This window comes from Caballeronia sp. LZ024 (assembly GCF_031451455.1).
Classification (GTDB): domain Bacteria; phylum Pseudomonadota; class Gammaproteobacteria; order Burkholderiales; family Burkholderiaceae; genus Caballeronia; species Caballeronia telluris.
On the sequence record NZ_JARUXL010000004.1, the window covers coordinates 1,206,725 to 1,221,361 of the forward strand.

12 protein-coding genes are annotated in these 14,637 nt (G+C 66.6%); 9 read left to right on the forward strand and 3 right to left on the reverse strand.

The window, feature by feature from the left end; all coding sequences use genetic code 11:
• Positions 1-81: 81 nt before the first annotated feature.
• The gene (locus QCE48_RS27815; protein ID WP_309781719.1) at positions 82-345 is read right to left on the reverse strand and encodes a DUF4148 domain-containing protein; all 264 of its coding nucleotides are present in this window, start codon (positions 343-345) and stop codon (positions 82-84) included.
• Between the two features lie 588 nt (positions 346-933).
• Between QCE48_RS27815 and QCE48_RS27820 the strand changes: the two genes are divergently transcribed.
• On the forward strand, positions 934-1,488 hold the full coding sequence (locus QCE48_RS27820; protein WP_309781720.1) for an NADPH-dependent FMN reductase: 555 nt from the start codon (positions 934-936) through the stop codon (positions 1,486-1,488).
• 75 nt (positions 1,489-1,563) lie between these two features.
• Here QCE48_RS27820 and QCE48_RS27825 read toward each other — a convergent pair whose 3' ends face one another.
• Both QCE48_RS27825 and QCE48_RS27830 read right to left on the reverse strand, forming a co-directional pair.
• A complete protein-coding gene (locus QCE48_RS27825) occupies positions 1,564-3,153 on the reverse strand; it encodes a hypothetical protein (protein WP_309781721.1) in 1,590 nt (529 codons plus the stop codon).
• A 211-nt stretch (positions 3,154-3,364) separates the two neighbouring features.
• Positions 3,365-5,653 carry a response regulator gene (locus QCE48_RS27830; protein WP_309781722.1) on the reverse strand — a complete coding sequence of 763 codons (2,289 nt, stop codon included), beginning with the start codon at positions 5,651-5,653 and terminating at the stop codon, positions 3,365-3,367.
• An 899-nt stretch (positions 5,654-6,552) separates the two neighbouring features.
• Between QCE48_RS27830 and QCE48_RS27835 the strand changes: the two genes are divergently transcribed.
• The 8 genes from QCE48_RS27835 to QCE48_RS27870 all read left to right on the forward strand — a co-directional run bounded on the left by QCE48_RS27835 (position 6,553) and on the right by QCE48_RS27870 (position 14,597).
• Positions 6,553-6,918: a response regulator gene (locus QCE48_RS27835; protein ID WP_309781724.1), complete on the forward strand. Its 366-nt coding sequence runs from the start codon at positions 6,553-6,555 to the stop codon at positions 6,916-6,918.
• Positions 6,911-7,534, forward strand: coding sequence for a chemotaxis protein CheC (locus tag QCE48_RS27840; protein WP_116563449.1), 624 nt, complete (start codon positions 6,911-6,913; stop codon positions 7,532-7,534). Before QCE48_RS27835 ends, QCE48_RS27840 begins: the two co-directional genes overlap by 8 nt.
• Positions 7,531-8,472: a diguanylate cyclase gene (locus tag QCE48_RS27845; RefSeq protein ID WP_309781726.1), complete on the forward strand. Its 942-nt coding sequence runs from the start codon at positions 7,531-7,533 to the stop codon at positions 8,470-8,472. The genes QCE48_RS27840 and QCE48_RS27845 overlap by 4 nt, the downstream gene beginning before the upstream one ends.
• Before the next feature lie 204 nt (positions 8,473-8,676).
• Positions 8,677-9,525: a presqualene diphosphate synthase HpnD gene (hpnD, locus tag QCE48_RS27850; RefSeq protein ID WP_309781727.1), complete on the forward strand. Its 849-nt coding sequence runs from the start codon at positions 8,677-8,679 to the stop codon at positions 9,523-9,525.
• Positions 9,525-10,796 (forward strand): hydroxysqualene dehydroxylase HpnE, encoded by a 1,272-nt coding sequence (gene hpnE, locus QCE48_RS27855; RefSeq protein ID WP_309781728.1) that lies wholly within the window; start codon positions 9,525-9,527, stop codon positions 10,794-10,796. Before hpnD ends, hpnE begins: the two co-directional genes overlap by 1 nt.
• Positions 10,796-12,781, forward strand: a complete 1,986-nt coding sequence (gene shc, locus QCE48_RS27860) for a squalene--hopene cyclase (RefSeq protein WP_309781729.1) — start codon at positions 10,796-10,798, stop codon at positions 12,779-12,781. The genes hpnE and shc overlap by 1 nt, the downstream gene beginning before the upstream one ends.
• Positions 12,782-12,852: 71 nt before the next feature.
• The gene (locus QCE48_RS27865) at positions 12,853-13,509 is read left to right on the forward strand and encodes a phosphorylase (protein ID WP_309783727.1); all 657 of its coding nucleotides are present in this window, start codon (positions 12,853-12,855) and stop codon (positions 13,507-13,509) included.
• A gap of 248 nt (positions 13,510-13,757) precedes the next feature.
• Positions 13,758-14,597, forward strand: coding sequence for a LysR family transcriptional regulator (locus tag QCE48_RS27870; RefSeq protein WP_309781731.1), 840 nt, complete (start codon positions 13,758-13,760; stop codon positions 14,595-14,597).
• Positions 14,598-14,637: the final 40 nt, after the last annotated feature.

The following is a 14,637-nucleotide window of genomic DNA, read 5'->3' on the forward strand; positions in this document are numbered from 1 at the left end:
CCGGCGAAAAAACGCCCGGCGCGATGCGGCGGGCGAAACCACCATCGAACGATGGGTGGAGGAGGCCGGTTTCGTTCTGCGTTACTGGGTCTTCGTGGCGCGGCTGGCGACGAGTTGGGCGCGGCGTTGCTGATACGGCAGCAATTGCGGATAGGTGCGCTCGTTGACCGCTTCGAGATCACCGTTGCGACGCGCGGTCGCCAGTTCGGCTTTGACTTCTGCGCGGGTCTTGCCGGTGACACTTGAAGTCACCGCGCCGGACGATTGAACGACATCGCCGGCGAAAGCCGGAGCGGCCGCGACGAGCGCGGAAATCAGCAATCCGTTGATCAGTGCGCGTTTCATGTCGACTCTCCTGAATGCATCGATGGACGGAGTGTAGGAGAGAAGCTATCGAACATTAATGGCGATTGAGCGAACAGATTGTTGTCTGGCTGGCGCGAAATGCTGGCACGCGGCCACGCGCAGCAAGTTGGCCCGAACGCGATTTTCCGCAGGCGCCGCTCAAGCCGCCGATTCACAGCCGCAAAGCTGTCAGGGTGCGGCATCGCAATGCAACGTGTTTTTCGGACAATAAGACGCGCCATATCCGCCGATTTGCATCACATCGAATGCGAGCGCGCCGGCAAGCGCTCTCGCTTGCGTTTACCGATCCCGAACTAAACGATACGGAGACATCTCCCCAAGTTATCCACATTTTCTGTGCATAACTGTGTGGAAATCGACGTCTGAAGGGCGAGCGCTCGCGCCATCGACCGGGTTGCACCGCGCTTGCGCATCGGGCGGGCGTCTGTGCGTGGCAGGTTCGCAATCCGGCGCCTATGATGGGCGGATCGCGATGACGGCCGCGCCGCGCGGCCCGGCCTTTTGCGCCGCCCGCTGGCGGACAGCCTTCCATCGATGCCTCGATTCACTCAATCAAGGGAACGCGTCATGACCTACAAAGTTGCGGTTGTCGTCGGAAGCCTTCGTCGTGAGTCGTTCAACCGGCAGCTTGCGCACGCGCTCATCTCGCTCGCGCCGGGCGATTTCTCATTCGAGTTCCTCGACATCGGCAGCCTGCCGCTCTACAGCCAGGACTACGACGCCGATTTCCCCGAAGCCGCGCGCACGCTCAAGCAAAAGATTTCCGAAGCGCACGCGCTGCTCTTCGTCACGCCCGAATACAACCGCTCGATGCCCGGCGTGCTGAAAAATGCGCTCGACTGGGGTTCGCGGCCGTGGGGACACAGCGCCTGGGGCGGCAAGCCCGGCGCGGTGATCGGAACCTCGGTCGGGGCGATCGGGACGGCGCTTGCGCAATCGCACCTGCGCGTCGTGTGCGCGTACCTCGACATCGCGTTGCTCGGCCAGCCGGAGATGTACATCAAGCACGACGAGAAGCGTATCGATGCGAGCGGGAAGATCGTCAGCGAAGACACGCGCAAGTATCTGCAAGGCTTCATGGACAAATACGTCGCGTGGGTGAGGGACCACGCGAACGTCTGAGGCGACGCCTGACGCGCGCGCAAAAAAACGGCCCGCGCGAGCGGGCCGTTGCACGACACAAGCTGCAAAACAGGATCAGACGTGATGATGTCCGGTCACGCGATCCCAGCCATGACGGATCGCGGCCTTGAAGCGATCCCAGGTATCGCCGCCTTCCGGATGACGGCTTTCCCAGTCGCGCTGCAGCTCGTACTCCATCTGATCGTCCCACTGGCGGCTGCGAAAGCGCTCGTCGTTGCCGAGATTCGCGCCATAGCGATAGGCGCCTTCGTAATCCTCGTAGGGCGAGCCAGTCGCCGCGTACTTGGAGTCGTAATCGCTGCGGAAGTCGTCGGAATACTCCATGTATTCGTCGGGGATGGTCTGCGGACCGAGCGCTCCGGGCGCCTGGCCCGAAGCCGACGGCGCGCCCATGCGCGCGGCATCCGGCGCGTCGGGCTCCGATACGCGCGGCGCGAAGGCATCGTTCGCGGCCGCATCGGTTTCGTCGAGCGAACTGACCGGACGCCAGTCGCGCGCCGACTCGGCGCTCGCGCCCGCCAACGGGCCGCCTGGAAGGGAAGCGCCCTCCGTCGTTCGATCGGGCGCGCTCGGCATATCGCGTTGAGCTTGCGGGTCGTAGCGATACGTTGCGTCGCGGCCGCCGAGCGCGTCGCTCGCCGGCGTCGCGGGCGAACCCGATGCCGGCGATATCGGATCGCGCTGCGCCGGCGTACCGACGTTGCCCGCAGACAGCGGATCGCGGCCCGTCAGCGCATCGCGTTCGCCGAGCGCGTCGCGTGCGAACGAGTCGCTTGCCGGCGTGGCGGGCTTGAGCGGCGCGAGCGGATCGGCGCCGACGAGCGCATCGCGCTCGGAGAGCGAAGTGGGCGACAGCGTGTCGCGCTGGGCGGGCGAGCCGATATTTTCCGCCGTCAGCGGATCGCGGCCGGCCGTGCCGCGCGCGAGCGAGTCTTCGCGGGTGGCGGGCATGTCGAGCGGTCCGAGCGGCTCGGCGGGCGTTTCGGTGAAGATGTCGCGCGAGGAGAGCGTCGCCGGGTCCTGCGGACGCAGCGGATTGCCGAGCGGATCCCCCAGCGGATCGAGCATCGGTTCGACGGCCGGATCGCCGACATCCGCACGCGGATAAGCCCGCGCCCGGTTCAGGTCGGCGCGCGCGGCGGAGCGCTCCGCGTCCAGCGGATCGCGCCCCGGCACGGCGCTGCCGCGTCCGAGGCCGAGTTCGTCGAGCACGGAATGATCGCGATCGTCCTCCGTGGCCGTTGCGCCATGCGCGAGCGCACCCCAGCTCGCGGCGCGTTCGTCGATGTCGACGGCGCCTTGATCCGCGAGCGTCGTGCGCGCGATATCGACTTCGGCTTCGGTGTTGGTATCCACCGCGACCAGCACGGCGCCGCGCCGCACGGCTTCGGAATAATGCGCGACTTCGGGCGGCTGATCGCGGCCGCCGAACAGCATCGAGAAAAAGCGCTCGATATTCGCAAGCACGCCCGGTTCGGCATGCGTCTCGGCGTCGGGCGCGAGCGACGGTTCGGCGGCGTCGTCGCGTTTCGGGTTGGCCTGTAGTTCGATGTCGCCGTGCGAAAAGCCCGCGACCGTGAGCGCCGAGCGCGCCTGCTCGGCTTGCGCGTAAGTGTCGAAAACACCGATGACGGTATGTCGCATGGTTGCCTCCTTCGAATGGGTGAGATCTCTGGACGCAGCACGCGCGAACCGGTGCGGCGTATGTCAGTGCTCTCACGCAACTCGCGTGCCGGACGCCAGGCGCGGCGCGGCCGTGCGCGGAGGCCGCGTCGGGCGGGATTTCGCAAAATGCGCTGTTTTTACAAAACCGGTAGAAAGGTGAAACGCGGGGGATTCGTCGCGCGGCCGGGCGTCAGAGCGCGGCGCTGCCCGTCGCGCGGTCGGCGGAACGCGCCGCGCGTTTCGCCGCCGTGCCGCCTTCCTTGATCGACTGGAGCAAGGCGTCGAGTAACGCGATGTCGAAGGGTTTCGAGAGCACGCGCGCATCCACGTGACGCGCGCGGTCGAGTTCCTCCGCGTAGCCGGTGACGAGGATCGCCGGCACGCGCGGCTCGAACGACTGCAGGATTTCAGCGAGGTCGATGCCGTTCAGCTTGCCCGGCATGTGGATGTCGGACAGCACGACGTCGAAGGGCAGCGTGCTGCCGGGCGGCACGGCGTCGCGATGAGTTTCGAGCAGCGCGAGCGCGGCGTCGGCGTTGAACACGTAGGTGACGCGATGGCCCATCATCGTGAGCAGCGCCTCGGTGCCGGCGGCGACTTCCTCGTTGTCTTCCACGAGGAGCACATTCAACGCGTGCGATTCGACGGGCACGGCGGCCTCTTCCTTGACCACCACGGCGGGCGCGCTCACCGCGCCCGCGCGCGGCAGATAGAGCCGCACCGACGTGCCCGCGCCGATCGCGCTATCGATGGCCGCGAGTCCGCCCGCGCGCTCGCAGAACGCGAACACCTGCGGTAGCCCGAGGCCCGTGCCCAGTCCCTTCGGCTTGGTCGTGAAGAGCGGCTCGAACGCGCGGTTCAGCACGTCGGAATTCATGCCGGCGCCGGTGTCCTCCAGCGAGAGCTGCACGAAATCGCCGACGATCGGAAAGCCGTCTTCGTGACGGAAGCTGATGTTGTCGGCGTGAACGGTGAAGGTGCCGCCATTGGGCATCGCGTCGCGCGCGTTCACGGCGACGTTGATCAGCGCGAGTTCGAGTTCGGCGGGATCGACGCGGATCGGCCAGATGTCGGCCTCCACCTCGATGCCGAGCGCGACCTTCGCGCCGAGCGACGCCCGCAGCAGTTCGCGCGCGGCCGGCACCCATTTGCCGATCGCGATGTTCTCGATGCGCAGCGGCTGCTTGCGCGCGACGCCGAGCAGTTGCCGCGTGAGCGACTGGCCGCTCTTGAGCGCGCGTTCCATCGCGGAGAGTTCGCGTTCGAGGCTGGCGGCGCCGCGTAGCCGCGCGATCTGCACGTTGGTCGATATGATCATCAGCAGGTTGTTGAAATCGTGCGCGACGCTGCCGACCAGATTGCCGAGCGCTTCCATCTTGCGCGCCTGGCGATAGGCGGATTCGATCGAACGACGCATCGACGCTTCCGCCTGCCAGCGCTCCCACGCGTCCTCTTCGGTGGCGAGCCGTTGCAGCGACAGCCAGATCACGCCCCACAGCACGATGCACGGCGCGAACACGGAAAGCGCGAGCACGCTCACGTGGCGATACCACTCGGCCCAGACCGTCGAAATCGGATAACCGCTCGACACGTACACCGGATACACGCCGACGCGCCGGAACGCGACGATCTTCATCTCGCTGTCGAGCCCCGAGCGCATTTCGACGACGCCGTTTCGCATTCCCTGGCCGTAGGCCGCGCGCAGCGGCGAGGTCGGCGAGAGCGAGTTTCGGCCGGCTGGGCGCGGCGGATACCATGCGAGCACTTCGCCGTCGGCGCGCGTGAGGCCGAGCGTGACGGTCGGCTGGTCGCCGAGCAGTTCGCGATAGAACGCGCCGAAGTACGCCGGACGCAGCGCGATCGACACGATCCCGTTGAAGTTGCCGTTGATCTTGCGGCGCGTCACGGCGGTGTTGAAGACGCTCTCGCCCGCGACGCGGCCCTGCATCACGCGCGAAAACTGCTCCATCGGATGGCCGCGCTGCATGCCGGCGAAGTCCTCGCGATTCGCGATCGAGACGGGCGGCGTCGGATAGGTGCGGCTCGTCGCGATGAGGCTGCCGTCGGCACCGAAGATCGACACCGCCGCGACCTGCGGGTAAGTGCCGCCCATCGCCCGGAGCCGATTGTAGATCGCTACGTCGTCGTGACGGATGGCGGCGTCGTCGAGGCCGTCGACCAGATCGAGCACGCGCTCGTTGAGCATCACGTTCATGTCGAAGACCTTGAGCGCATGCTCTTCCGCGACGCGTGCATTGCGCGACACGACGTCCGTCGCCGCGGCGATGCGCCCACGGTAGTCGTTGTAAGCCGTCATCGCCACATAGATGCACGGCAGCACGATGGCCGCGACGAGAAGCGCATAGAGCGTGAACCGCTGGGCCGCGAAGTTGCGCTCGGGCACCACCGGAAATGGCGGTTCGTCCTCCCAGGACTCGGCGGCAGGCCCGGCCTCGGGCTCGTCACGTGGCGGCGTCATTGGAAATGGGTGCAGGTTTTATTCAAATTCGGGCGTGTCATCTTAAACGCAAAGCCGATACGCACCGATTACAAACGCGAGGCAAACGTTTGGCTATGATTTTCGCGAAAATACTGCAATCGGACGAGCGGAATTTTATTTGTTCGCATAAAGCGTGCCGAAAAAACCTGTCTGTGATTCGGCGCAAATAAAATGGCATTGCCGTAAAAGCTGAAATCAGCGAGATTTCCGGAAGCGCAAACGTACACAAAAGAATGAAAAATATCTGCACACTGATATGTGGGAAAAATTTACTCAAGTTCCCGCTGAGACGATGAAAAACAGATGGTCTTGGGGTTTTGGTGAGTTGCTTTGACATCCCTTTGGCCGGACAATTGAATTGTCTGATGGTCATGCGCCTGAAAGAGCGCACACCGCAGGGCGAGGACTTCGCGCGGGCGTTCCGGGGAAATGACGGCTAGAAGCGGTTGGAACCGCCAGCGCCGCGCCAGCGCGAGGGAAAACGAGAAACGATTCGGCCACGAGGCGCGAATCCTGTACGGGGCTGGCTTCCATGATGCCGAACGAAACCGTCATTGCTGCGCGCGCGCCGACCACGCCGCGCACGCCTGCCGCATGGCGCGCGTATGCGCATTTGCGCCGCACGCAACGCGCTTTCACCGACGCGCGCGCGACCGCCTGCGCACGACAGCGACGGATTTATCCAGGCGTCCCGCTGAATCTGCGCAATTTCCACGAGCGGCCGTTGTCGGCGTTTCCGGCGCATTTTTAGCGCGTTTCGATTCGCGTTTTTCATTCGATTCCTATAAAGAACATCGTCATTGCGCCGTAAACGAATGCGTAAAGCGCGTCGTTCGGGTGCGCACAGCCCGATAAACCGTTAATCGATCCCGCCGACCATGCCCTTGCCGATTGTTATTGCCGACGATTCCCTGCTTGCCCGCAAGGTATTGACGCGCGCGCTGCCCGAGGACTGGGACGTCGAGATTTCCTACGCGACCAACGGCCGGGAAGCGCTCGAGCTTTATCGCGCGGGCCGCGCGGCGGTCATGTTCCTCGATCTCACGATGCCCGACATGACGGGCTATCAGGTGCTCGACGTCCTCCAGCACGAGGACCTGAACACGTTCGTGATCGTGGTCTCGGCCGACGTGCAGCCGATGGCGCAGGAGCGCGTGCGCGCGCTCGGCGCCATTGCGTTCTTGCCGAAGCCCGTGTCGCCCGAGGCCTTGCGCCCCGTCCTGAAGGAGTTCGGTCTTGTCTGAACCAGCCATGAACGAAGATCAGCGCGACGCGCTGCAGGAAGTTGCCAACATGGCGATGGGGCAGGCCGCGACGCGCTTGTCGAAACTGCTCGGCACGTTCATCGAATTGTCGGTGCCGCGCGTGCGGGTGGTCGGCGTCGCGGAGGCGTCCAGTGCGCTCGCCGCGATGACCGGCATCACCGATACCGTCACCGCCGTGCGTCAGGGCTTTCGCTCGGACATCAAGGGCGAGGCAATCGTGCTGTGCCGCAGCGGCAGCGTCGAGCAGCTTTGTGCGCTCGTCGACGACCCGTACACCAAGTCAACTTACGAAGCGACCTCGCAGGCCGAGCTGATCTTCGACGTCGCGAACGTGCTGATGGGCGCGTGCGTCGGATGCATCTTCGACCGGCTCGGACGCACGCCGATCTTCTCGCCGCCGGGCATGCTCGGCACGGCGCTCGCGCTCGACGACGTGTTCCATCCCGCCTCGCTCGCGTGGAAGACGGCGCTGCTGCTGGAAGTGAACTTCGCGCTCGAAGATCACAGTTTCCGCGCGCATCTCGTGATGCTGATGGCGGAAGACTCGATTTTGCGCATGAACGAGGCGCTCGACGCGCTCCTCTCCAGCTTATGAACGACTTGCGGCACGTGCTCTCCGAACTGGTCGTCGAACGCGTCGGGTTCGGGATTTTCGTGCTCGACCGCGACCTGAACGTCGTGATGTGGAACCGCTTCATGCAGGATCACAGCGGCAGGACGGCGGAGCAGGTGATCGGCCGCTCGATCTTCATGAGCTTTCCCGAACTGCCGCGCGTGTGGCTCACGCGCAAGGTCGAAAGCGTCTTTCAGCTCGGCAGCTTCGCGTTCAGTTCGTGGGAGCAGCGCCCGTATCTCTTCAAGTTCGATCACGACCGGCCGATCACGGGCGGCGTCGATTACATGCAGCAGGACTGCACGTTCATGCCGCTCGTGCGCGAGCGGGAAGTGGTCGCCGTGTGCGTCACGATTTCGGACGTCACGCACGCGAGCATGATGCAGCGCGCCCGCGACGAAGCCGTCGCGAAACTCCAGGAATACGCGGACCGCGACGGCCTGACGGGCATCGCGAACCGCCGCTATTTCGAACTGCGCCTCGCCGACGAATTCGCGCGCTGGCAGCGCTACGGCGGCGCGCTTTCGCTGCTGCTCTTCGATCTGGACCACTTCAAGCGCATCAACGACGAATTCGGCCACCTCGTCGGCGACACGGTGTTGCGCGTGACGGCCGGGCGCGTCGCGGAGACGATCCGCGTGCAGGACCTGTTCGGCCGCTTCGGCGGCGAGGAATTCGCGCTTCTGTTGCCGTGCACCGGCTTTCCGGACGCGATGGCCGTCGCCGAGAAGGTGCGGCGGGCGATCTGCGAGACGCCGATCGACGTGCAGGGCACCCGCGTGCCGGTCACGGCGAGCTTCGGCGGCGCGCAGGCGAAGAAAGACGTCACGTCGTCCTACGAGGCGCTCATCAACGAAGCGGACGCCGCGCTCTACAGCGCGAAACGCCAGGGGCGCAACCGCTCGATCGGCTTCTGCTGACGCCGCCCGCTCCGCCTTGCCCCGCGGCCATCAGCGCGGCGGGTGCCAAAGATTGCTATACTTTTTGCCGCTTCCGGCCGTACAGAGCCGGCGAGCGCCGGTTTGACCGTGCGGTGCGCCACCCACGCGCGCCGCTTGCGGCCCGCCCGACAGCCGGCGCCAATCCCTAACATTGCCCTTGGGGGCGCCACAGCGGAGTCCGTCTTGGCTGTTTCCAACCTGATCGTCGACGATGCCGAACCCGATGCCGCGAAGGTGACGTCGGGCAGCTCGTTTTACCTCGCGATGCGCATCCTGCCGGCCGCGCAGCGGGACGCGATGTACCAGATCTACGCGTTCTGCCGCGCGGTCGACGATATTGCCGACGAAGGCACCTTGCCGCGCCGCGAGCGCGCGGTGGCGCTCGACCGCTGGCGCGCCGACATCGACGCCTGCTATGCCGGCACGCCGAAAAAATCGCTCGAAGCGCTCACGCGCCATATCCGCGCGTTCCACCTTTCGCTCGACGACTTTCACGCCGTGATCGACGGCATGGCGATGGACGCCGCCGGCGACATCGTCGCGCCCGATGAAGCCACGCTCGATACCTACTGCGATCGCGTCGCGAGCGCGGTCGGGCGGCTGTCGGTGAGAATATTCGGGATGCACGAGGACGCTGGCCGCCGTCTCGCGCACCATCTCGGCCGCGCGCTGCAACTGACCAACATCCTGCGCGACATCGACGAAGACGCCGCCATCGGCCGCGTCTATCTGCCGCGCGAACTGCTGTCGCGCGAAGGCATTTCCACCACCGATCCCGCCTCGATCGTCGCCGACGCGCGTTTGCCGCGCGTGTGCGCCGTCCTCGCTGAACGCGCGAAGGGCCATTTCGCGCAGTCGGACGCGATCATGGCCGCCTCGCCGCGCGCGCAGGTTCGCGCGCCGCGCATCATGGCGGGCGCATACCGGTGTGTGCTCGACGCCAATCTCAGACGCGGCTTCGACCAGCCTCGCACGAAAGTCCGTACGCCGCGTTCGCGCCTGCTGTGGATCGTCGCGCGTAACGTGTTCTGATGTCCCGGCTCGTTCATGTGATCGGCGCGGGCCTTTCCGGCCTCGCCGCGGCGGTCCAATTGCAGCGTCGCGGCGCGCGGGTCGTGCTGCACGAAGCGGCGCCGCACGCGGGCGGACGCTGCCGCTCGTATTTCGACGCCAAGCTCAACGCGACCGTCGACGTCGGCAACCATCTCGTGTTGTCGGGCAATTACTCGACGCTCGGCTTCGCGCGCGCGATCGGCGCCGCGGACGATCTCCTCGGCCCGACGCGCCCGGAATATCCGTTCGTCGACTTGAAGAACGACGCGCGCTGGACCGTGCGGCTGTCGCCGGGCCGGCTGCCGAAGTGGGTGTTCGATCCCGCGTCGCGCGTGCCCGGCACCCAGCCCGCCGATTATCTGTCGCTCGCGCCGCTGCTTTGGGCGAAGCCCGGCCGGACGGTCGCGCAGTCGCTGCGCGCGCACGGCCGCGTCTGGGACGCGCTGCTGCGGCCGCTGCTGCTCTCCGCGCTCAATACCGATCCGGCCGAAGCCAGCGCGCTCGTCGCGGGCAACCTGCTGCGCGAGACGCTGCTCGCGGGCGGGCAGGCGTGCCGTCCGCTCGTGGCGGGCAGCGGACTCGGCCATGCGTTCGTCGATCCGGCGCTGCGCCATCTGCAATATGGCGGCGCCGACATCCGGCTCGGCGCGCGTCTGTCCGGCATCGGCTTTCACGGCGCGGATTCGAAACAGCGCGTGAGTGCGCTCGATTTCGCCGACGGCGCGATCGCGGTGGCGCCGAGCGACGGCGTCGTGCTCGCGGTGCCGCCCGACGTCGCGCGAATGCTGGTGCCGGGGCTCACCGCGCCGACCGGATACCGGGCGATCGTCACGGCGCATTTCGCCGTCGATCCGCCGTTCGGCTTCGCGCCCGCGACCTGCCTGCTGAACGGCACGGCCAACTGGCTCTTCGCATTCGACGGCCGTCTTTCGGTGACGGTCTGCGACGCGGGCCGTTTTCTCGACACGCCGCACGACGAACTGGCGCGCACGCTCTGGGCCGAGACGGCGAAAGCCGCCGGCATCGCCGCCGCGCCGATGCCGCCCTGGCAGGTCGCCGCCGAGCCGCGCGCGACGCTGGCCGCGCTTCCCGCGCAAGACGGGCTGCGCCCGGCCACGCGCACGCGCTGGCTGAACCTGATGCTCGCGGGCGACTGGACGGCCACGGGCCTCCCCGCGACGATCGAAGGCGCGATCCGCTCCGGCCAGAAGGCCGCGGACGCGCTGATGAACCCATCGATGGATAGATGATGAACGATACTTCCCTGCCGGGCCCTGACCGGCCCCGGCCGGTTTCCCCCGCCGCGCTCGAAACGGCGGTCGCGAAAGCCACCGACGCGCTGCTCGCCGCGCAACACGCCGACGGCTACTGGCTGTACGAACTCGAAGCCGACGCCACGATTCCCGCCGAGTACGTGCTGCTCGTGCATTACCTCGGCGAGACGGCCAACGTCGCGCTCGAAGCGAAAATCGCGCGCTATCTGCGCCGTATCCAGCGCGAAGACGGCGGCTGGCCGCTGTTCGCCGACGGCGCGATGGACGTCAGCGCGAGCGTCAAGGCGTATTTCGCGTTGAAGATGATCGGCGATTCGCCCGAGGCGCCGCACATGCAGCGCGCCCGCCGCGCGATTCTGGCCGCGGGCGGCGCCGAGCAGGCGAATGTGTTCACGCGCATTCTGCTGGCGCTGTTCGGCGTGGTGCCGTGGCGCGCGGTGCCGATGATGCCCGTCGAAATCATGCTGCTGCCGATGTGGTTCCCGTTCCACCTGTCGAAGGTGTCGTACTGGGCGCGCACGGTGATCGTGCCGCTGCTCGTGCTGAACGCGCGGCGGCCGGTGGCGCGCAATCCGCGCGGCGTGCGCATCGACGAGCTTTTCGACGACGCGCCCGTGAACACGGGTCTGCTCCACCGCGCGCCGCATCAGAAGAAGGGCTGGTTCGCGTTCTTTCGCTGCGTCGATACGGTGCTGCGCGCCGTCGACGGCCTGTTTCCGCACGACAGTCGCGAACGCGCGATCCAGGCGGCGGTGAATTTCGTCGACGAGCGGCTGAACGGCGAGGACGGCCTCGGCGCGATTTTCCCGGCGATGGCGAATTCCGTGATGATGTACGACGCGCTCGGCTACCCCGCCGACCACCCGAATCGCGCGATTGCACGCCGTTCGCTGGAAAAGCTGCTGGTCGTCGACGCATCGCCCGACGGCGAAGCGTATTGCCAGCCGTGCCTTTCGCCAGTGTGGGACACGTCGCTCGCGGCGCACGCGCTGCTCGAAACCGGCATGCCGAAGGCGCGCGCGGCGGTGTCGCGCGGGCTCGAATGGCTGCGCCCGCTGCAGATTCTCGACGTGCGCGGCGACTGGATCTCGCGCCGTCCGAACGTGCGTCCGGGCGGCTGGGCGTTCCAGTTCGCGAATCCGCACTATCCGGACGTCGACGACACGGCGGTCGTCGCGATGGCGATGCAGCGGGCCGACCGCGAGAACGGCACCGCCCTGTACGACGAAGCGATCGCGCGCGGTCGCGAGTGGGTCGTCGGCATGCAGAGCAGCGACGGCGGCTGGGGCGCTTTCGAGCCGGAAAACACGCAGTACTACCTGAACAACATCCCGTTTTCGGACCACGGCGCATTACTCGATCCGCCGACGGTCGACGTGTCGGCGCGGTGTCTGTCCATGTTGGCCGAACTCGGCGAGACGCCGTCGAACAGCGAGCCGGCCAGGCGCGCGCTCGACTACATCCTGCGCGGGCAGGAGCGCGACGGAAGCTGGTACGGCCGGTGGGGCCTGAATTACGTCTACGGGACGTGGTCGGCGCTCTGCGCGCTCAACGCGGCCGGCCTGCCGCCGACCGATTCGCGCGTGCGGCGCGCGGCGGAATGGCTGATCGGCATTCAGAACGCGGACGGCGGCTGGGGCGAGGACGGCGATAGCTACAAGCTCGACTATCGCGGCTACGAGCAGGCGCCGAGCACGGCGTCGCAGACCGCGTGGGCGCTGCTCGGACTGATGGCGGCGGGTCTCGTCGATCATCCGGCGGTCGCGCGTGGCGTCGCGTATTTGCAATCGACCCAGCGCGAACACGGCCTCTGGGACGAAACGCGCTTCACCGCGACCGGTTTTCCGCGCGTGTTCTATCTGCGCTATCACGGCTATCGCAAGTTCTTTCCGCTGTGGGCGCTCGCGCGCTATCGCAACCTGACGCGCGAAGGCCTCTCGCGCGTGACGGCGGCGATGTGAGCGCGCGCGACGTGCGCCGCTTTCGCGATGCGCGCGGCCCGGGCGGCGTGCCCGTCGTCGCGGTCACGGGCATGGCGTTCGAGGCGAAGATCGTGCGCGGACGCGGCGTCGATGTCGTGTTCGCGGCGCGCGCCGACTGGCTCGAACGCGCGCTTTCCGAAGCGGTGGCGCGCGGCTGCTCGGGCATCGTCAGCTTCGGCACGGCGGGCGGCCTCGCGCCCGATCTGGAGCCGGGGACGCTCGTCGTCGCGGATGCCGTTTCGGGTCCGTTCGGCCGGCTCGTTACCGACATCGACTGGTCCGAGCGCATCGCCGAATCTTTCGCCGGCACGCCGCTCGCGGCCCTGACGCGTCGCGGAACGATCGCCGCCGTCACCGAGCCGGTCACGAGCGAGCAGGCGAAGCGCTCGCTGTACCAATCGACGGGCGCGCTCGCCGTCGACATGGAATCGCACATCGCGGGCGCGATCGCGACGGCGCGCGGCTTGCCGTTCGCCGTGTGCCGCTCGATCGTCGATCCGGCGTGGCGCACCTTGCCGAGCGCGGCGACGGCGGGCTTGCGCGACGACGGTCACACGGCCATCGCGCCGATCCTGCGGGAATTGCTGCGCCAGCCGTCGCAGCTCCGCGCGCTCCTGCGGCTCGCTTCCGACGCGCGCGCCGCGCGCACGTCGCTCGTTCAGGCGCGGCATGCACTCGACGCCACGCGGGCGCTGGCGTTCGACTGAGCGCTTCTCTCCGCCTGGTGAGCGAAATTCCTCCAGACGCTCCCTGATTTCCCCCGGTTTAGAATAAAATTCAACTGAGTAGTTGATGGAACGGGTTTCGTTCCGGCTCGGCGCTGCGCGTCGCAAGACCGTACGCTGGCCGTTCGGACGAGGCGACAACCGCGCTCGGCCGTGCGAACCTGCAGTTCAGGAAACAAGGTCAGGCCGGGGGTGGGAAAAACATGCGGCGATTGCCATAATTTGTCGGATTGCGTTTTTTCGAGGAGTCGGCACGCCAGCTCAGCTTCAATCGCGCGGCGCGCGCGCTGTACGTCACGCAGGGCGCGGTCAGCCGGCAGATTCGACAACTGGAGCAGTCGCTCGGCGTGAAGTTGTTCGAACGCGACCAACGCGGCGTTCGGTTGACGCCCGCCGGTGTGTTGCTGAACGCATCCGTCGCGGAAGCATTCGATGCCATCGAGCGCGGCACGTGCGCGCTTGCTGGCTCGTCGAACCGGAAGCGCCTCATCATGTGCCTGCCTCCCACTTTCGCGACGCAGTGGCTTTCCCCACGCCTCAGCTTGCTGGCCGTGCAGTTGCCGGGCGTCGAGCTATCGCTGCGAACGCAACCGAGCGATGCGTGTCATTGCGCGATTCGATTCGGGCGCGACCCGCTTGCGGAAGGCCACTCCGAACTGCTGATAACAGAGCGCCACGCGCTCGTCGGTTCAGCGTCGCTCGCGGGACAGGACGTCGAAACGCTGCTCGAACATCTGCCCGCGCTGCATGTGCTTCACGACGATATCCGCCTCGAACTCTGGCCCAACTGGCTTGCTGCGGCGCATTGGCCACAGCGACTCGCGGAGAACGGCATCGAATTCTCCAACCTCGAACAGGCGATCCAGGCGGCGAAACGAGGCGTCGGGCTTGCTGTCGTCGATTTGAACATGATCGTCGATGAACTCGCTGAAGGCGTTCTCGTGAAGATGTCGGAAGTCGAGGTGAGCGGCCCGTTCGGTTACTGGCTTGACGTGCCGGCGCGGAACATGGATTCGCCGCACGTGAGCGCCGTGGCCGCGTGGCTGCTTTCGCAGGTCCCTAAAGAATGAAATGAACTGAGGTGGATGAATGGCGGCGCTGTTCGCGCCT